The 18,825-nt window shown below is 67.8% G+C and carries 18 protein-coding genes; 11 read left to right on the top strand and 7 right to left on the bottom strand.

The features are described from left to right. Positions 1 to 131 precede the first annotated feature (131 nt). Positions 132 to 914, top strand: coding sequence for an ABC transporter permease (locus C469_RS09330; RefSeq protein ID WP_008005990.1), 783 nt, complete (start codon positions 132 to 134; stop codon positions 912 to 914). 39 nt (positions 915 to 953) lie between these two features. Here the strand turns inward: C469_RS09330 and C469_RS09335 are convergent, their stop codons facing one another. The 3 genes from C469_RS09335 to C469_RS09345 form a co-directional block, all read right to left on the bottom strand. Next, the gene (locus C469_RS09335) at positions 954 to 1,784 is read right to left on the bottom strand and encodes an ABC transporter permease (protein WP_008005992.1); all 831 of its coding nucleotides are present in this window, start codon (positions 1,782 to 1,784) and stop codon (positions 954 to 956) included. A gap of 71 nt (positions 1,785 to 1,855) precedes the next feature. Next, a complete protein-coding gene (locus C469_RS09340) occupies positions 1,856 to 3,004 on the bottom strand; it encodes an ABC transporter substrate-binding protein (RefSeq protein WP_008005994.1) in 1,149 nt (382 codons plus the stop codon). 133 nt (positions 3,005 to 3,137) lie between these two features. After that, entirely contained in the window at positions 3,138 to 5,462 is a 2,325-nt protein-coding gene (locus C469_RS09345; RefSeq protein WP_008005997.1) for an AAA family ATPase, read from the bottom strand. Positions 5,463 to 5,655: 193 nt separating this feature from the next. Between C469_RS09345 and C469_RS09350 the strand changes: the two genes are divergently transcribed. The 3 genes from C469_RS09350 to C469_RS09360 all read left to right on the top strand — a co-directional run bounded on the left by C469_RS09350 (position 5,656) and on the right by C469_RS09360 (position 9,203). Next, on the top strand, positions 5,656 to 5,931 hold the full coding sequence (locus C469_RS09350) for a hypothetical protein (RefSeq protein WP_008006001.1): 276 nt from the start codon (positions 5,656 to 5,658) through the stop codon (positions 5,929 to 5,931). Between the two features lie 638 nt (positions 5,932 to 6,569). Next, the gene (locus tag C469_RS09355) at positions 6,570 to 7,472 is read left to right on the top strand and encodes a hypothetical protein (protein ID WP_008006003.1); all 903 of its coding nucleotides are present in this window, start codon (positions 6,570 to 6,572) and stop codon (positions 7,470 to 7,472) included. 12 nt (positions 7,473 to 7,484) lie between these two features. Beyond that, entirely contained in the window at positions 7,485 to 9,203 is a 1,719-nt protein-coding gene (locus tag C469_RS09360; RefSeq protein WP_049911211.1) for a pyrroloquinoline quinone-dependent dehydrogenase, read from the top strand. Positions 9,204 to 9,285: 82 nt separating this feature from the next. Here C469_RS09360 and C469_RS09365 read toward each other — a convergent pair whose 3' ends face one another. Together C469_RS09365 and C469_RS09370 are read right to left on the bottom strand one after the other, a co-directional pair. Then, positions 9,286 to 10,029 carry a class I SAM-dependent methyltransferase gene (locus C469_RS09365; RefSeq protein WP_008006005.1) on the bottom strand — a complete coding sequence of 248 codons (744 nt, stop codon included), beginning with the start codon at positions 10,027 to 10,029 and terminating at the stop codon, positions 9,286 to 9,288. Between the two features lie 53 nt (positions 10,030 to 10,082). Further along, entirely contained in the window at positions 10,083 to 10,385 is a 303-nt protein-coding gene (locus C469_RS09370) for an amphi-Trp domain-containing protein (RefSeq protein ID WP_049911212.1), read from the bottom strand. A gap of 109 nt (positions 10,386 to 10,494) precedes the next feature. On the opposite strand from C469_RS09370, the gene C469_RS17045 reads away from it, so the two are divergent. The 3 genes from C469_RS17045 (at position 10,495) to C469_RS09380 (ending at position 11,631) form a co-directional block, all read left to right on the top strand. Next, a complete protein-coding gene (locus C469_RS17045; RefSeq protein ID WP_160163066.1) occupies positions 10,495 to 10,653 on the top strand; it encodes a hypothetical protein in 159 nt (52 codons plus the stop codon). Between the two features lie 87 nt (positions 10,654 to 10,740). Further along, complete coding sequence (locus tag C469_RS09375; RefSeq protein ID WP_049911215.1) at positions 10,741 to 11,037, top strand: ArsR/SmtB family transcription factor; 297 nt, start codon at positions 10,741 to 10,743, stop codon at positions 11,035 to 11,037. Positions 11,038 to 11,088: 51 nt separating this feature from the next. Further along, the gene (locus tag C469_RS09380; RefSeq protein ID WP_049911213.1) at positions 11,089 to 11,631 is read left to right on the top strand and encodes a hypothetical protein; all 543 of its coding nucleotides are present in this window, start codon (positions 11,089 to 11,091) and stop codon (positions 11,629 to 11,631) included. A 48-nt stretch (positions 11,632 to 11,679) separates the two neighbouring features. On the opposite strand, the gene fer is transcribed toward C469_RS09380, so the two are convergent. Beyond that, entirely contained in the window at positions 11,680 to 12,168 is a 489-nt protein-coding gene (fer, locus tag C469_RS09385; RefSeq protein WP_008006013.1) for a ferredoxin Fer, read from the bottom strand. Between the two features lie 177 nt (positions 12,169 to 12,345). Between fer and C469_RS09390 the strand changes: the two genes are divergently transcribed. Further along, positions 12,346 to 12,639 carry a DUF4242 domain-containing protein gene (locus C469_RS09390; protein WP_008006014.1) on the top strand — a complete coding sequence of 98 codons (294 nt, stop codon included), beginning with the start codon at positions 12,346 to 12,348 and terminating at the stop codon, positions 12,637 to 12,639. Between the two features lie 147 nt (positions 12,640 to 12,786). Further along, positions 12,787 to 13,830, top strand: coding sequence for a DUF1611 domain-containing protein (locus tag C469_RS09395; protein WP_008006016.1), 1,044 nt, complete (start codon positions 12,787 to 12,789; stop codon positions 13,828 to 13,830). A gap of 89 nt (positions 13,831 to 13,919) precedes the next feature. On the opposite strand, the gene C469_RS09400 is transcribed toward C469_RS09395, so the two are convergent. Next, positions 13,920 to 15,851 (bottom strand): aldehyde ferredoxin oxidoreductase family protein, encoded by a 1,932-nt coding sequence (locus C469_RS09400; protein ID WP_008006018.1) that lies wholly within the window; start codon positions 15,849 to 15,851, stop codon positions 13,920 to 13,922. A gap of 230 nt (positions 15,852 to 16,081) precedes the next feature. On the opposite strand from C469_RS09400, the gene C469_RS09405 reads away from it, so the two are divergent. Together C469_RS09405 and C469_RS09410 are read left to right on the top strand one after the other, a co-directional pair. Beyond that, positions 16,082 to 16,960 (top strand): hypothetical protein, encoded by an 879-nt coding sequence (locus tag C469_RS09405; protein WP_008006019.1) that lies wholly within the window; start codon positions 16,082 to 16,084, stop codon positions 16,958 to 16,960. Between the two features lie 1,091 nt (positions 16,961 to 18,051). Then, entirely contained in the window at positions 18,052 to 18,774 is a 723-nt protein-coding gene (locus tag C469_RS09410; RefSeq protein WP_008006021.1) for a DUF726 domain-containing protein, read from the top strand. Positions 18,775 to 18,825 lie beyond the last annotated feature (51 nt).

An 18,825-nucleotide genomic window follows, 5' to 3' on the forward strand; every position in this document is an offset into this window, starting at 1 on the left:
GCCATCAGAGATGTGTATAAGAGACAGGTGTACAGCAGCGACGCGTTCCAAGAACAGGTCGCCGCGGTCCGGAGCGTGTTACACGAAAATGGCTCGGACCCCACGACCGCCGGATCGACGTTCACGGAGCCATGAACGGACGCGTCCAGGGGTCCGGATCGCCGGTGAGGGCGGCCGACGTAGCGCTCCCGCTCGGCGGGCTCCTGGCGGCGACCGGGGCGTGGTGGGCGCTCGTCGCCGCGTTGAACGTCCCCTCGTACCTCCTCCCTCCGCCGGACGCCGTCGCCGCGGTGATCGTCGGTAATCCGGGGCTGTTCGTCCGGAACGCCGTCGCGACCGCGGAAAAGGTCGCGCTCGGCGGCAGCGTCGGCATCGCGGGCGGGTTCGTCCTCGCGGTGGCGATCGCGCGTCTCCCGTGGCTCCGGCGCGCGGTCTACCCGTACCTCGTCACCGTGCGGGTGCTTCCGAAGATCGCGGTCGCTCCGCTGCTGTTGATATACCTCGGCACCGGCACGGCGACCGCGGTCGTCTTCATCGGGGTCATCGCGTTCTTCCCGATGGTGCTGAGCACGGCGGCGGGGCTCGATCGCACGCCGACCGAACACCGAGACCTGCTTCGTTCGGTGGACGCCGGCGCGCTGGACACGTTTCTGCGGCTCGAACTGCCGTACGCCGTCCCGGACCTGTTCGCCGGGCTCAAACAGTCGGTGACGCTCGCCGTCATCGGGGCGGTCGTCGCCGAGTGGCTGGTCGCTGACAGCGGACTCGGGTTCCTCATCCTCCTCGGCTCGGAGAACGTCCAAGTGGACCTCATGCTCGCCGCATTGACGGTACTCGTCGCGCTCGGGCTCTCGCTGTACGGTCTGCTCGTCCTCGTGCAGCACCGCTTTATCTGGACGCAGACCGGCGGCTGAGCGGTCGAAGGCCGGGTCGGGCCGAGCGGAGAAACGCGCTCACTCCGTCCAGAGCGCACGTTCGAGGAGGGCGGGAACGAGGTAGAAGGCGACCCCGAGCGCCGACAGCGCGACGAGCGCGGCGTAGGTCTCCGCGGTCCGGAGGCGTTGCGCGGTGACGAACACGCGGTAGCCGATTCCGGCCCTGAGCGTGACGAACTCGGCGACGACGCTTCCGACGATAGACAGCGTCGCCGCGAGCTTGAGCCCGGCGAACACGCTCGGGGCGGCCGCGGGGACGCGCATCCGGAGGAACACGGACGGTTTCGACGCGTCGACGGAGCGCGCGAGCGCGAGGTACCGCTCGGGAGTCGATCGGAGTCCGTCCAGCGTCGCGACGGTCATCGGGAACAGCGTCAGCGTCGCGACCAGCGCCGCGCGAGCGGGGATCCCCCGGCCGAACCAGAGGAAGACGAGCGGCGCGACCGCGATCAGCGGCGCGACCCGGAGGGCGATGACGTACGGTAACGCGATCCGAGCCGCCGTCCGAGAGTAGGTCATCGCGAACGCCAGCACGCCGCCGACGGCACAGCCGGCCAGCAGGCCCGTCGCCGCGGTCGTGCCCGTCACGGCGACGTCGGCGAGCAGTGTCGGGCCGAGGGCGACGAGCGCGTTAGCGACCGCGGCGGGCGTCGGCAGAACGATCTCCGGGATCGCGAGCGCGACGACGGTCACGTGCCACGAGGCGACGAGCGCGACGAACAACAGCAGCGGCGGAACGACGCGGGTCGCCGCCGCGAGGATCCGAATCCGTCTCCGACCCTCCCGACCCCTCCGCTTCGGGACGCCGGAGAGCGACCGCGACTCGCGTGAGCGCTCGGGTTCGGCCATCGCTCACGGCACCTCGCTCGCGGGGCGGGCGCTCGTCGCCCGTCCGCCGACGGAAGGGACCGTGACGGGAGTCACTGGTCGACGAGGTCGGCGTAGTCGCCGATGTGCTCGTCGTCGGTGTCCAGGAACTCGTTCGTCCAGACCGCGTCGGGGTCGACCGATCCGTCGAAGAAGTCCCCGGCGTCCAGCGTCTCGTAGGTCTGCTGCCACGGCTCCGGGTCGCTCCAGCCCCATCCCTCGTCGCGGACCGACTCGGAGAGCATGTACTCGGAGCGCATCAGGTCCCACTTGTCGCGCTGGTTCTCCCGGACCTCCGACAGCTCGCTCTGGGCGTCGACGAGCGCGTCGATCGCCCCCTCCGGATTCCGGTCGGCCCACACCGCTCCGCGGGCGGTCGCCCGGAGGAACGCGGCCACCGTTTCGGGGTTCTCCTCGGCGAACGACTCCCCGACGGTGAGCAGGTGGCCGTAGGACGGAACGGCGTCGTGCACCGACAGCACGTCGATCTCGGCGTCCTGGTGGCGCGCGTCGACGACGTCGCCGAAGACGCCGCCCGCGGCGTCGATCTCCCCGTTGAGCAGCTGTTGGACCGTGTCGAACCCGGTGTCGACGTATTCCACGTCGGTGACGCCGGTCGCCTCGAAGTACCCGCGCATCATCTGTCGGACCATCCCGGGACCGCTCCCCACCGTCGCGCCAGACAGCTGCGACGGGTCCGTCAGCTCGTCGCCGAACTGCTCCCGGGACGAGAAGACGACGACGGGGCTTCGCTGCATCACGACCCCGACGGCCAGCGGCGAGAGGTCGCCGTCGTTGACGCCGAGGATCTGGTCGCTGCTGGAGACGCCGAACTCGGTGTTGCCGAGCGCGACCTGTTGGGCCGAGAAATCGGACCCGTCGCCGCTCTCGATCGTGACCGACTCGAACCCCTCCTCCTCGTAAAATCCCTGCGACTGCGCGGCGAAGTACGGCGCGTGGAGGCCGCTTATCCGCCAGTTGAGCAGCAGCGACGGGCTCTCGACGGCGAGGGCGTTGTCTTCGCCGCCGTCGCCGTCGCTGCTCCCGCCGTCGCTGCTCCCGCCGTCGCTGCCGTTCGTTGTGTCGCTGTCGTCGTCGCCGTTCCCGTTCCCCCCGCCGCCGTCGCCGCCGAAGCGGCCGGTACATCCCGACAGCGCGGCCGTTCCGAGGGTAGCGAGAATGGTGCGCCTGGTTCGGACCATCTCGTTTGACTGCATGTGAACGTGTATACATAATGGTTTTCCGTAAACATTTATTAGTCCCCGGGGTCGACGACCCCGATCCCGCGAGTTCGCGGCTCGGGCGGACCGATGGGCCGTCGGCGTGAGACCGCGGTCAGCGTCCCTCGTCGGTCCGGTCCCCCGCCGACCTGTCGGCAGATTCGGGCTCGCCGTCGGAACTGACCGCCGAACCCCCGGCGGTGTCCGCGTCGCGGTCGACGACGTCGAGGAGGTCCGCGAGGGCGTCCGTCTCGCCGTCAGCCGCCGTTTCCGCCTCGGACTCGTTCGGAGCGATCGCGTCGAGCGCCCGATCGAAGTGGTCCCCGGTGATTCGGATCCCGCTGACGTCGCGTTCGTCGCCGCGGACGTACTCCCGGACCGCCGCGGCCGCGGCCTCTCGACAGACCGCCTCGATGTCGGCGCCGACGTACCCGTCGGTCCGGTCGACGAGGGCATCGACGTCGACGTCGTCGTCGAGCGGCCGATCGCGACAGTGCACCGAGAATATCTCCCGCCGCGCCGCCGCGTCAGGTCGGGGAACGCGGAGGTGCCGCTCTATCCGGCCAGCTCGCAACAGGGCGTCGTCGATCAGGTCCTTCCGATTGGTCGTGGCGACGACGACGACGTCTTCCATCTCCTCTAATCCGTCGAGTTCGGTGAGCAGCTGCGAGACGACGCGCTCGCCGACGTTCGCGTCGGTCGATCCGCCGCGTTCGGCCGCGATCGCATCGATCTCGTCGAAGAAGACGACCGTCGGCGCGTTCTGTCTGGCCTTCGAGAACACCTCGCGAACGCCCTTCTCGGACTCGCCGACGTACTTGTCCAGCAGTTCGGGACCCTTCACCGAGAGGAAGTTCGACCGGCTCTCGTTGGCGACCGCCTTCGCGAGCAGCGTCTTTCCCGTCCCGGGCGGCCCGTGCAGGAGGATCCCGCGGTCGGGAGCGAGCGCGACGCGCTCGAACGCCTCGGGGTGTTCGAGCGGCCACTGCACCGTCTCGCGGAGCCGCTCTTTCGTCGTCGAGAGCCCGCCCACGTCGTCCCAGGTGACGTCCGGGACCTCGACGCTGATCGCCCGGAGCGCCGACGGCTCGACCTCCCGCAGGGCCGCCCGGAAGTCGTCGTCGGTGACCGCGACCGACGCGGTGGCCTCCGGGGGCGCCGTCTCCGGGTCGTCGGCGAGGTCGGGCCACACGCGGCGGATCGCGTTCATCGAGGCCTCCGTCACCAGACTCTCCAGGTCCGCCCCGACGAACCCGTGGGTGTTCTCCGCGTAGGCGTCGAGGTCGACCCCGTCGCTCACGCGGAGGCCCCGCGTGTGGACCTCGAGAATCTCCTTTCGGCCGTCGCGATCGGGCACGCCGATCTCGATCTCTCGATCGAACCGGCCCGGTCGCCTGAGCGCCGGATCGATCGCGTCGACATCGTTCGTCGTACCGACCGCCATCACGGGGGCTCCGTCGTCCAAGTCGTCGAGCAGCGAGAGCAGCTGGCCGACGAGCCGACCCTCCCCCTCCCCGCCGCGAGCCCGGTCGCCGGCGACGGCGTCGAGTTCGTCGAGGATCAACAGCGACGGGGCTTCCGTCGTCGCTTCCGCGAAGGCGTCGCGGAGGCGCTCCTCGCTTTCTCCCCGGCGCTTCGAGGTCAGCTCCGGGGCTCGGATCCGAACGACGTTCACGTCCAGCTCGTTCGCCACGGCGTTCGAGAGGAGCGTCTTCCCCGCGCCGGACGGCCCGTGTAACAGCACGCCGGTCGGCGGGTTCGCACCGAGCCGCCGGAACAGCGACGGGTTCCGCATGGGGAGTTCGACCGTCTCCCGCAGTCGCCGCACGGCCGCGTCGAGCCCGCCGACGTCGTCGTACGTCGCGTGCCCCTCGGGCGACGACGGGAGTTCGACGTCAGGCGCGGGCTCCTCGGACACCGTCAGCCGCGTCCCCTCGCGCACGACGACCGGATCCGACGGACTCGTCTCCACGACCTTCACGGGCACTGTCCGCTCCGGCGCGTCGGGCACGGACCCGAGTCCGAGGGCGATCGGAACTATCTGTCCGGCCGTGAGGACCCGCTCGACGAGCGCGTCGCGGAAGGAGAGCCCGAGCGCGCCGTCGACGTCGACCGAGTCCGGCAGCGCGACGACCGCCTCGTCCGCGTCGCGCGCGGCGCCGGATCGGACCGCGACGGTGTCGTCGACGCCGGCGCCGAGGGACCGGCGCATCCAGTGGGTCACCCGAACGGTTCCGTCGTCGTCCGGGTCGGCGGGCCACGCCCGCGCGGCGACCGCCCCCCGCGGTCCCTCGAGGACGACGACGTCGCCCCGGTTCAGTCCGAGGGAGCCCATCGCGTCCGGGACGATCCGCACCACGCTGTCGCCGTCGGTCGCGTCGGCCCGCAGCGACGCGACGCGGAGGGTCGCCTCCGATATTCGATCGTGGTCCGTTGACATGGTAGCTCTCGTCGGGATGTCGACGTGGGGCGTAATGAAACCGTGGGACGCCACGACGACCGCAGTGGACCCCCGACCCGACGTTCGGGATCCGGGCGGTTCGGCCGGGCGATCGGGGCCGACGCTCCAACCCGTCGGACAGGCGGGGTCGACGCTCCAAACCGTAAAGAGAGTCGCGCACGTAGCACCCGTCATGACGCGTCAGAACGCGCGCTGTGCGGACTGCGGTTCGTGGTTCCCGCGGTCGCGTGCCGAGACGAGCGGGACGACCGCGCTCGAGTGTCCGATCTGCGGCTCCGGGCTCGTTCAGGGAAACCCGACCGACGGAGTACGAATCGACCGGAACAACGCGCGGTGCGAGGCGTGCGATGCGGAGTTCCCCCGACGAGAAAGCATTACGGACACGAAGGGCGTCCTTGAGTGTCCGGCGTGCGGGTCGACCGGCGACGTCGTCCTGATCGAGGAGTAACGCGCGAGAGCCGGAACTCTCGGCCGTCGACCCGATCGGTGTTGTCACGACCAGTGTCGCGTCTCTCCGCCCACCCCGATCGTGCTAATGTTAATCTGACATCATATATGCGAGGATATCGCCGTGACGACCGGATTCTGTCGGACACGTTTCAGAATTCTGGGTATAAATTATTGAGTAGATTACAATTACATCGATATGTTTGTAATTGCTTTTCAGGCAGCGAAACAGCAACGCGTATAGATAATTAATATTCATTATAATTCATCCGTTCGTATAGGGCAAGTTATGTATTCAGTATCAAACGGCGGTACATCTTTGTGATCTGGTATTATGGGGGTGCTCCGAGCGTCACGGTGGAGCGGTCACACATCAGATCACGCCGGATTCGGACACGAGCGAGTTTCGGACCGGGAGTTGCCGTTCTCGATTCACCGGCCGCGACCGGTGGGTCTCGCACCCGCGATCGGCAGTACTCGTTGACACGGGGAGGGACTGCCGCCGACGTTCGCCGGGGCGAGGACTCTCCGTGGCTCCGATCAACCAAACGTATCAAATAATAATAATAATAATTATATGGTTCAAACAACCACACGATACTGCGGGTACATGGGGTGTCTCCGCACCACGATACCACTATGACGAGACCACAGATCACGATCGACGGCCGAGACGAACTCGCTGACACGCTCGGCATCAGTCGGTCGGACGTCGGCGAGAGACCCACGTTGTCGGAGCTCAGACGAACAGTCGAGACGGAAACCGATCCGGAGTTCGCCTCGATGGGGGAGGCGATCCGCGAGGACCTGTCGGGAGAACTCGACGCGGAACTGCTCGCGTCGGAGCTCGCGGCGTTCGAAGAGCAGATCGCGCGGCTCCGGGAGATCCGCGATGCGGGGATTCCGGACGGGGAAGAGGAGCCGGAAGCGCTGTATCGTGAGGTCGTCCAGCCCGCGTGGCGCCTCTACGACCACCTCGTCGAGGCCGGGTTCTTCGAGAGCCTCGAGGAGCGACTTCCTCGGTTCACGCCGGATCACATCGAGCGAACGGCACACGAGCTGGTCCGACTCGACGCGTTGAGCGAGGAGCTCGGCGATCTCGGGTTCGACGAGCGAGAGAAGACCGTGCTCGTGATGAACGTGGTGAACAACAACACTCGCCTCGCTCGGTGGGTCCCGACGAAGGAGATTCCAAATGAGGTGGAGTTCGACGTCGAACACGTCCCGCCGCTCCACAAGCGCGCGATGGGCGGGGCGCTGCTGTGGGTCAACTCCATGGACGTCCACCTCTGGCAGAAGGAGGTGCTCGTCACCGAGGAGATCCTCGACGACGGCTACTGGGACGTGAAAGCGATGCTCGCCGGCGTGGATCTGATCGCGCGGGCGGCGCTCGACATCGCCGAAGACGGAGCGATGAGCGACTCACAGCTGGTAGCCGCGCTGACCGGCGGTGCCGCGATCGCGATCGTCAATCAAGAAGAGATCTGTAAGGACGTGTACTGGATAACGGAAGAGGTGCGTACTCCGAGTCCGGCACGTTAACAGGGTTTAACAATGGCAATAGAAGAAGACAGAGCAGTCAAGGCCGCACAGGACACAGTCGTACGTGAAACCGATCAGGGTTATCGGGTGCTCGGATCGCCCGAGGAGTCCGTCACTCACCAGCACGACACCGATCGTATCCCGCGCAGGGATATCACCGAGCAGGACATCATCGACTCGGCGGACGATCCGGAGGCGTGGCTCACGTACGGCGGGAACTACGAACAGCACCGACTCACCACCGCGGACGTGATCACTCCCGAAAACGTCGGGGACCTCGAGCTCGAGTACGAGCTCCACGTCGGCGCGGAGTCCAGCATGGAGGGCACGCCGCTGGTGGTCCCCGGCGATCCGCCGGTGATGTACCAGTCGAACGGGCCGAACCACGTCAAGGCGATCGACACGCGATCGGGCGACGTGCTGTGGAGCTACACGTACGCGGTGCCGTCGGACGTCGTCCTCTGCTGTGACGACAACAACCGCGGCGTGGCGATCCTCGGCGACAAGGTGTACATGACGACGCTCGACTCGGGCGTCGTCGCGCTCAACCGATACACCGGCGAGGAGGAGTGGTACACGAGCACGGCCGACCACGAGTCCGGCTACTCCGCGACGTGGGCGCCGGTGGTGTACGACGGGAAAGTGTACACCGGCAGCGCCGGCGGCGAGTACGGCGTCCGCGGCTTCCACATGGCGCTCGACGCCGAGACCGGCGACGAGGTGTGGCGCACGTGGACGTCGCCGGACGAGGAGTGGGTCGGCGACAGCATCGAGCAGTCGTGCGCGACGAACTGGATGACGGCGACGATCGACACCGAAAACGAGAAGCTGTACATGCCGGTCGGGAACCCCGGTCCGGACTTCGACGGCTCCGTTCGACCGGGACCGAACCGGAACAGCGCGGGAACGCTCTGTCTCGACATGCAGACCGGCGAGCGCGAGTGGTTCCACCAGGAGTCCCCCCACGACGTGTGGGACTACGACTCCGCGGCGCCGCGGATGCTCATCCGCGACTTCGAGGTGGAGCACCGCGACTACGAGGACGACGTCGTCATCTCGCTCGGGAAGACCGCCTGGTCCTACACGGTGGAGGCGGACACCGGGAAGCTCCTCAACCGGAGCGAACCCGGCGTCCAGCAGCTGAACATGTTCCGGATGATCCCGCACATCGACGAGGGCCGGCGGATGCCGTTCATGCCCGGCGCGATGGGCGGGAACGACTGGCAGCCGCCCGCGTACAACCCCGAGCTCGGCCTCGCGTATTTCAAGATGAACAACTCGCCCCAGGAGGCCTGGTGGCGGTTCGAGGAGTACGAGGAGGGCAAGAAGTACTGGGGCGGTATCCTCGAAGACGAGATCGACCAGCCGCCGGAAGGATACAACGACCACATCAGCGCCGTCGGCGCCGTCGACCCGGAGACCGGACAGCTCGTCTGGCGCGACTGGATCGACAGCGACGCCTACATCTGGGGCGGGATGTTGACCACCGAGACCGGTGTCGTGTTCAGCGGGACCCAGAACGGCGACGTCATCGCCTGGGACGGCGAGAGCGGCGACCGCCTGTGGGAGTACTCCACCGGTGACACGGCGATCTCCGGCAGCCCGATGAGCTGGTACGACCCCGAGACCGAGAAGCAGTACGTGGCCATTCAGATCGGCGGCAGCGGCTGGCTCCGCCGCGGCACCGCCGGCCGCGACGACCGGCTCTGCGTGTTCTCGCTCGAGGCGTAACCCGCTCCTCGACTCCCATTTTTCGACGCGCGTCGACGACCCCGTCGGAGCGCCGCCGCGGTGGCTTCCGCGGTCGAGAGACTCACGCCGGCGTCGCGACGAGGACGATGTACGGCTCGCCGCCGTCGCGGCGCGGGACGCGCTCGACCGTCTGAATCGCGAGGCCCGCGTCGGCGACGCGGGTCCGCCAGTACCGTTCCGGGGAGGCGTCGACGGCGTCCGGAACGAGCGGGAGTTCGAGGAGCCCGACCGCTCCGTCGGCCCGGCAGACCCGGCGGAGCTCTTCGAGCGCGTCACCGTGTCGTTCGGACGGGAGGTCGTGTAGCACGCGACACGCGGTGACGATGTCGAACGCGCCCGAGGCGAACGGGAGGGAACCGGCGTCGCCCCGGATCGGCTCGACCGCGACCCCGGCCAGTCGAGCGTTCCGCCGGGCGAGCCGGGCGCCGTTGCCGAGTATCACCCTGTCGTCGAAGACGTCGAGCCCGGCGACCGTCGCCGATCCGGGAAGTCGAGGCGCCAGTCCGACGAGGGATCGGCCGGTCCCGCAGCCCACGTCGAGGACGCGCTCCGCGTCGTCGAGCGGCAGCTCCCGGGTGAGCGCGTCGTACTTGTACCGCTCGAGGCGCCACGGCGGCGGCGAAAACAGCGTCGAGACCGTTCTGACCGCGCGGATCCCCCCGAGCGCGACGGCGGCGGCGCCGAGAGCCAGGCTCGCCCGATCGGACCGTCGCCGTGCCAGGGCGACCCCGACGAGTGCGACGACGAGACCCTGGCCGACTGCGCGAAACCGACGCCGCCAGTGATAGAGTCCGAACCAGTACATCGCGCGTTCCGTTCGATGCGGTCGCCGCCCGATACGCCGCGGTCCGGCGGGATTCAGGCGGCGTCGATCCCGCCGCCCTCCGTGCGCTCGGTGAACTCCACCTCGAGTTCGAGTTCGCTCTCCCGCCGGGAGGAGAACTCGACTTCCACCTCGATCGGCTCCGCGAACGCGAAGGGGATCTCCCAGTCGTCTCCGCTGATCGTCAGCTCGTCGCCGTCGTCGAGCGAGTCCGCCACCGACCGGAGGAACGCCGCCGTTTCGTCCGCCGAGAGGTACACCTCCCGCTCGAAGAACCCGTCGGAAACCGTTCGTTTGTCGGTCTCTTCGGACTCCGGAAACTCCACATTATCTGCCATACGTTCACGATACGCGTCCGCTATCTTATCTCTTGTGACCGTATAGCACGCCCGTCCCGAGCTCGGACCGCGGGAAACGTTGATTATCGCTCGCACGGATCGGTTCGGTATGGTACGAGTCCCGACCACCTGTCCCGACTGTGGCGTCGAGTGGTACCGCGGCGGAACCGCCTCGTCTCGAAAGCATCACCGGAAGGTCGACGAGGACAGCTGGCAGTGTACCGAATGCCACGCAGTCGTGCCCGAGCCGTCGGCGACCCACGACTGAAGCCGCGGACCTCCGCCCCCGCGAATCGGGCCACCGCCGGCGCTTCCCCGAGAAACGCTTTTGTATCCCTGTAGAGAGATGAAGACGATGTCGTTGATCGAAACGCTGGGAAACCCACAGCGACTCCGGATAATCCAGCAGTTGTCGGACGGTCCGATGTACGTCACGGAGCTGGCCGACACCGTCGGCATGAACGGGAAATCGGCGGTCCACCACCTCACCGTGCTGGAGGACGAGGACCTCGTCGAACACTTCTGGGACGGCAATCGGAAGTACTACCGGCTGATCCGGACGATCGAACTCGAAATCTCCCCGCCGCCGGAGCGCCGATTCATCTTACAGCGCGGCGCGGAACGAGCGGCGGAGCCGGTCGGTGGGGAGTGACCCCCCGCGTCGCCACCAAAATTTAAGCCCCGCTGTGTCAATTGTCACCGTATGGCTACGTTGCCTAACACGCCGGATCCGGAACCGGAGGAGACCGAGGAACCGACCGTCGCCGCCGAACTCGAGGCGGACGACGAATCAGCGGTCGACGGCGACCCGGAGCGAGACGGTGAGGCGGCGGGCGACGCGAGCGCCGAGACGGGCTCCGACGGAGCGATCGAGCGTCAGATAACGACGCTGATCGACGAGCGCGTCGCCGAGATCGAGCGGGACATCGAGACGCTCGAGGCCGAACTGGAGGAGTTGGACAACTTCGCTCGGATCAGCCTCGGCGAGCGGTACTCACAGCGGATCGAACAGAACGTCTCCGAGCTCTCCGACTCCCTCACCGGGTTCGCGGAGCGGAACTTCCAGAAGCTGAACAGCGTCGACGGTCGGGTCGACGAGATGTCGCTGATGTTGGCGGCGGTGCTCGAGGCGCTCGACGAGGAGGACATCGACGTCGACCTCTCCGAGGTCAGGCGCATGCAGGAGGCGGGAGTCGTCGAGCAGTCCCCGGCCGAGCGACTGGAGGCCGCGAGCCGCGGCGACTGAGGCCCGACGGCACCGCACCGGCGCGACAGGAGCCGATCCGGCGCCCCGTCAGACCTCGCGTACGCCGATGACGCGGTCCTGCAGGTAGTCGAGGTGTTTCGCGTTGTGGATCACCCGGACGTGGTCCGTCGCGGGCTTGCTCTGACAAGTCAGCCGGATCCCCCGCTCTTCGACCTCCTCGTCGGTGATGATGAGGTTCATCTCCATCTCCAGCTCGCCGTCAACGAGGATTCCGGTGCAGTTCGCACACGACGCGGCGCGACAGGAGAAGGGCCAGTCGAACCCGTTGTCCTCGGCGGCGTCGAGGAGCTTCCGGTTCCTGCTCACCTCCATCGTGCCGTACTCCTCCTCGTCGAGGTCGGCGGCGGCCGCCTTCTCGAAGAGGTCGTCGTCGTCGATCTCCCAGTCGTTCGCGTCGACGACCCTGTAGTCGAGGTACTCGACGGTCGAAACCTCCGTTTCGCCTCCCTCGAAGTCAGGATCCTTGGCCGCGTCGCTTCCGATCTTGATGTTCGGGAGGCTGGAGTCCTCGGGCATACATCTGTGATAACACCCCACGTACCTAAACGTCACGGGGCGAACCCCCGGACACAGCGGGCGTCGTCGATCCGGAGGCGAGGCGACTGGCGTTCGCCGTCGGGTCAGAGCGGGCGCCCCTCGAAAACGAGACGCAGAAAGAATTACAATACATCGTGATATATCCCTTGAGTGCGTATGAGCGACACCAACGACTACCTGATCCTGCGCGAGCTGCCCGAGCCGATAACCGAGGACGAACTGGACGCGGCCGCCGAGGCGTCAGGCGAGGCGCTCTCTGAACTCCGCGAGGAAGGGGTCGACATCCGGTGGGTCGACTCCGAGGTGCTGACCGACGACGACGGGGGGATCGTCGGCACGTTCTGTCACTACGAGGCCGAAAACGAGGACGCCGTGCGAGAGCACGCGGACCGCGCCGAACTCCCGGCGACGAAGGTGACCCGACGGGGCGAACCGCTGTCCGGCGAGTGAACGCGGGCGAGCCGCCGGCCGCATCGACGGCGAACAGTTAATTGGCCTGCCCTCAATTTGGGTATCGATGTTCACCGAATCGCTCCGCGGCCGCGGCGTCCGCCGAGAACGGACGCGTGGAACCGGACTCCCTCTCCCACCGATCGGATGACGCGCCACGACCGGATCGCCGTGCTCGCCCACGGTCGGTTCCCGGACGACGCGCGGGCGGCGATCGAACTCATCCGGTACGGGCGTCCGGAGGTCGTCGCCGTGATCGACACGGCCAGACGATCGCCCGTCACCTCACAGCTCGTCCGGACGCTCCCGCAGATTCCGATCGTGAGAGAGTTCGACGACGTCGACGAGCCGGTCGACGCGCTGTACGTCGGGATCGACCTCGCTCGAGACGGCCCGACCGCCGAGCTGTCGGAGCCGGTGCGCCGGGACGTGCGCGCCGCGCTCGCGGCCGGCGGCGACGTGGTCGTCTCCCGGGCCGGGTTCCCCGTCGACGATCCCGAGTTCGAGCGGCTGGCGGCCGACGGCGGCGGGCGGATCGTCGACGTCGGCGCGCCGCCGCCGGGTCGGCCAAGAGAGGACGACCGAAGCGCCGACGTCGACGCGGAGGTCCTGCTCACGGTCGGGACCGACCGATACGTCGGGACCTCCTCGACGGCCTTCGAACTCGTCGCCGCGGCCCGAGAGCGGGGGGTCGACGCGGCGCTCGTCCCGATGAGCCACGTCGGCGTCCTGCTCGAAGGGCCCGGGGTCTCGCTCGACCGCGTCCCGACCGGGCGGGTCCACGACGCGGTCGACGGCCTGGTCCGCGAGCGGGGCGAGCGCCACGACCTGCTCGTCGTCGAGGGACAAGGAGCGATCTGTCATCCGGGGTCCTCCGGACAGATCTGCGGGCTCCTCCACGGCGCGCGACCGGACGGTCTCGTCCTCTGTCACTCGGCCGGTCGCGAGCTCATGCACGGATACGACGTCGACCTGCCGTCGATCCCGGCGTACGTCGACCTGTACGAGCGTCTCGCCGCGCCGGTCGCGCCGACGACCGTGATCGCCGGGGCGCTCAACACGATGAACGTCGCGACGCCCTCGGCGGCGCGCGAGGCGGTCGACGACTTCGCCGAGCGGCTCGGCGCGCCGGCGACCGACCCCCTTCGATTCGACGCGGACGCGCTCCTCGACGCGATCGATCTCGGCTAGGGAGGCCGGACGTCGCCGTCGGCTCATCCGCGCTCGTCGGATGCGTTATCTGAAAAAACGGGTGGCGGGTGACCGCGTCGCGGTCGCGTTCAGTCGTCGGCGGGGGCCGCGGAGTCGCCGGCGGAGACGCCGGTGCCGGGGCCGACCTCGATCCCGAGGTCCTCGAGCTTCTCGTCGGGGACGACGCCGTCGACCCAGCCGCGGGTCTCGTAGTACTCGGCCTTCATCTCGTCCAGTTCGCAGAGCTCGCCCTCGCTGCCTCCCTGTCCGGGGACGGCGTCCGGGTGCCCCTCCACGAAGCGCCCGGGGAGGTCGTCGTCCTCGGCGTCGAAGCCGGCGAGGTTGTTGAAGTAGCGCTCAAGGTTGTACACGCGCTCGCCCGCCTCGAACAGCTCGTCTTCGGTCACCTCGCGGCCGGTCATGCCGCTGTACTGGAGCACGTACTCCTCGATCCCCTCCGCGAAGGCGTTGAACTTGCAGATGTCGAACGAGTCCGAGATCGCGTGCAGGTCCTGGAAGGTGGCGGTGAGCTCGCCCTTCCCCTCCCACTCGTACGGGTCGACCTTCTCCGGGATCCCGAGGATCTCGGCGGCCGGCGTGTAGGCCCGGAGGTGACAGGCGCCGCGGTTGGAGGTCGCGTACGCGATCCCCATCCCCTTCATGCAGCGCGGGTCGTACGCCGGGATCGACTGCCCTTTAACCGCCAGCGAGTTGTCGTGGGCGCCCTTCGCGTCGGCGACGCGGTCCGCCCCCTCCGCGAGGAGGTCGCCGAGGTCCGAGGATCGGTAACCGATCTCGCCGATGAGGTCGATCATGCGCTCGGCGTCGCCCCAGTCGATCGTCTCGACGTCGTCGAGCTTCCCCTCCTCGCTCATCTCCATCGCCATCGCCATCATGTTGCCGACCTCGATCGTGTCGACGCCCACCTCGTTGCAGCGCTGGATCATCAGCGCGATCTCGTCGCGGTGGGTGTGCCCCGAGTTCGGCCCGAGCGCGAACGCGGACTCGTACTCGTACGACTCCATGTGGACGTTCATGTCCTCGCCCTTGTGGTGGAGTTGGACCTCGACCTCCTTTTTGCACGCGACCGGACAGGAGTGACACGTCGGGTCGTTGACGAGGATGTTCTCCTCCACGTTCTCGCCGGAGACCCGCTCGGCGTCGATGTCGGCCCCCTCGGCGTCGCCGTACGCCCTCGTCGAGGTGTACTTCGCGTTCTTCGTGGGGAGGCCGTCCATCTCCTCGGTCGCGTTCATCAAGACGTTGGTGCCGTACACGGAGAGCCCGCCCTCGTTGGGCGCGGTGACCTCCGACTCCCGGATGACGCCCATCGCCTGCTGGTAGCCCTCCTGGAACGTCTCGGGGTCGGACGGCTTCGGCATATCGGTCCCCGATTTCACGACGACGGCCTTCACGTTCTTCGAGCCCATCACGGCGCCCGTGCCGCCGCGACCGGACGCCCGGTCGTCCTCGTTCATCACGCAGGCGTAGCGGACGCCGTTCTCGCCGCCCGGTCCGATCGTCATCACGGAGAGGTTCTTGCCGACGGAGCCGTCGACCTCCTCGCCGAGCGTGTCGATCGCGTCGTGCGTCTCCTCCCCCCAGAGGTGGGAGGCGTCGCGGATCTCGACCTCGCCGTCCTCGACGAACAGGTAGACGGGCTCGTCGCTCGCGCCGTCGAGGAGGATTCCGTCGAGCCCGGCCCACTTGAGCCGCGCGCCGGACCAGCCGCCGTGGTGCGAGTCCGTCACCGTTCCAGTTAGCGGCGACTTCGTCACCAAGGCGATCCGCCCGCTCATCACGGTCTGGGTCCCCGTGAGCGGCCCCGTCATGAACGAGAGCCGGTTCTCCGGTCCCAGCGGGTCGACGTCCGGCCCGGCCTCGAAGAGATACTTCACCCCGAGCCCGCGCGCCCCGATGTACTTCTCCGCGTCCTCATCGTCGATCCCGCGGTACTCGACCGCTCCGTCGCCGAGGTCGACCTGTGCCACTCGGTCCCTGTAGCCGCCCATGTCAGTCATGGCAGTGTCCAACGTGAGTGTTTGCGCTTCTGTGTGTTAATAATTGCCATTGATACCCCGTCACACGGTGAGTTCGAGCCGCCGGAGCGCCGATCGGAGCGTCTGACTGGAGCGCCGACCGGGCGCCCGGCGAGTGTCTGACGCACGCGATGCGCGATAGGCGATCAGTCACACGCCTACGTTTTCAGTCACACGCCTACGTTTATCACCGTTGACCGATATCTCGGAGTATGGGCGATCAGAGCGTCGTCGACCGACTCCGCCGTCCGGAGTACACGGGCGAGAACCGATGTCTGCCGTGCACGGCGTTGAACGTCGCGATCGCCGTCGTCGCCGCGGTCGCGGTCGCGAGCGTCGGTCTCGCCGCGGGCGGATCCCGCGGCGTCGCGACCGGTGTCGGCGGCGGCGTGTTCACCGCCGCCGTGGCCGCGATCGCGCTGCGCGGGTACCTGATCCCGGGGACGCCCGCGATCACGCGTCGGTACGTTCCCGACCGGGTTCTCGAGGCGTTCGGCAAGGCGGAAACCGACCGACCGGTACTCGAATCGGTCGATGACGAGGCGGTCGTGGCGACGCTGTCGCGGGCGGGCGTGCTGACCGAGAACGGCGACACCGTCGTCCTCACCGACGAGTTTCGGACGGCCGTCCGCGACGGGATCGAGCCGGGTGAGCCGGACGCGGCCGGCGTGCGCGCGGCGGTGGGCGCGGACGACATCAGGTCGCTGGGGCCGGCGTCGTTCGAGGTCGACGGCGCGGGGATCCAACGCTGGGTCTCGTCCGAGGCGGTCGCCGTGGACGTCGCGCTCGCGGCCGAACTCGACGAGCGGGTCGACGGGTGGGGCGACCTCGACCGCGACGACAGACGCGACGTGTTGACCGGGCTCCGACTGCGCGTCGAACGGTGTCCCGCCTGCGACTCCCCCGCGGAGACGACGGTGGAACGCCTCGACCACTGTTGCCGTCGCCCGCACGTCGCCGTCCGATCGGCGTGCCGAGAGTGTGACGCCCTGCTCGGAGACCACGTGGTACCCGCGTCGGCCGCGGACACGTGGATCGAACGCGTGGACGGCAGCGAGCCGCTCGATCGGACCGCGTCGCCGTCGTCCTGACCCGCCGAGCTCCCGTTCGGAGCGCACCCTCTCGACTCGCTCGACCCGGTCAATCGCCGGCGTGAACGCGACGGTGACCTCCGAGACTCGGTCCGGACGGAGGGCGATCTGCCCGTCGAATTCGGGTTCGCAACGAACTCGGCCTCGCGGTCCTCGCCGTGATCGCATTCACGCCCCAGAACGGCCAATCCGTCCCGCTTCCCCTGAGCGGGCTGTTCGCTCTCCCGAATTTCGCTGGCCTTCCCCTGTGGTCCGGTTCATCCCGCGAGGTTATTGAACGGGTATCCGTCGCCTCCTCGCATAAATGTCATTTATAAACACAGTAGTTGTAATTGGTAATTTGGGCAGTATATGGAGCCGAGTTGCAGTTCGCAATGGGGTGCGGAAAGCCGCCTACGGGCAGTTGGCGACGAAAAAACGGGTCGCGTTGCTGTCGATCAAATACGAACCGAGTCGACGAGGAACGATACTGGCCGTACTGTGCGACTGATCCCGAAACAAACAGAGTCCTTCGCTCACGCTGTTTCAGACGCATCGAATTCCGATCGCACGAGGGCGTCTCACCGAACTCACCGAGAACCATGACGTCGCAGACGCCGCGTTTCTCGTTGACGACGCAGACGATCTGATCGCTTGAGCCCGAGAGAACATCTCAGAGATCGGATTCAACGACACGGATTCAGAAACTCAGTTGAACATATATTTAAAAAAGTAGAACGAAAAATGTTATTCTTTCCAAACTAATTCAGTCACATCGATCCGCCGACCGCGGAAACGCGGCAACGAGCCCACGCCGTCCGATAGAACTGTGTGTAAGGTAACACGACGTACCACGTCAGCTATTTGATCGCTCGGGCCCAAACACCGATATCACCTCGGACACCTCCGCGGACGACTCGGCCGGACCGGACACCCCAAAGGGCGAAGCGGCCCCGGACCACGCGAACGACGCCCCCGGCGGGCTCGTCACTCGCCGGCGACTCCTTCTCGGGGTCGCGGGCGGCGTCGGCCTCCTCGGGGGCGGCGGGCTCTACGTCGCGCAAGCGCTAGGCGGCGACTCCGGCGGGTACGACGCGCCGGAGACGCAGCCGATGGTGACGACGCGAGGGCGTCTCGACGCGGACGACCCGACGGAGCGATCGGGTTCGTGGGACGTCGACGGGGCCGACGCGGTGGTCCTGTTCGTCCACGGCCTCGGCGCGGACGCCGAGTCGGCCCGCGACCAAGCGTACACCGCCCGACTGGGGCTCGCGGCGGCGACGGGAGCCGCCACGGAAACAGACGCCCCGCCGGTGGTCGGCTACTCGTGGGCGTCGAACGTCGACTGGGGGCCGGCCAAGCGAACCGCGGACGCCAACGCCGCCCCGCTCGCAGACTGGCTGGCGGCGTGGGCGGACGACGACGGGCGGCCGATCCACCTGTTCGCCCACTCGCTCGGTGCCCGCGTCACGGGGGCGGCGCTCCGCGAACTCGCTGCCCGCGGGCGGACGGACGCCCTCGCTTCGGTGTCGCTGTTCGGCGGGGCGATCCCGAACGACAGCGTCGGGGCCGACGGGCGATACGGGTCGGCCATCGCGGCGGTCGACGCCCCCGTCTTCAACTTCCACAGCCGGAACGACCGGGTCTTGGGGTGGGTGTACCGCGCCTCGGATCGGACCCGTGCGGTCGGTCACGGCGGGCTTGCGGCGTCGATGAGCGCGCCGGCCGGCTACGCGGACGTCGACGTCACCGACCTGGTCGCGGACCACTACTCGTACGTCGAGCCGGAGGAAGGGTGTCTATCGCGGGTCGTCGGTCGAATTGGGGTCGAGTGAGTGGCGCGCTGTTTGCGATGAAACCCGACGCCTTGGACTCGTAGCGGTCCA

The sequence above is a fragment of the Halorubrum lipolyticum DSM 21995 genome, from assembly GCF_000337375.1.
Lineage (GTDB): Archaea > Halobacteriota > Halobacteria > Halobacteriales > Haloferacaceae > Halorubrum > Halorubrum lipolyticum.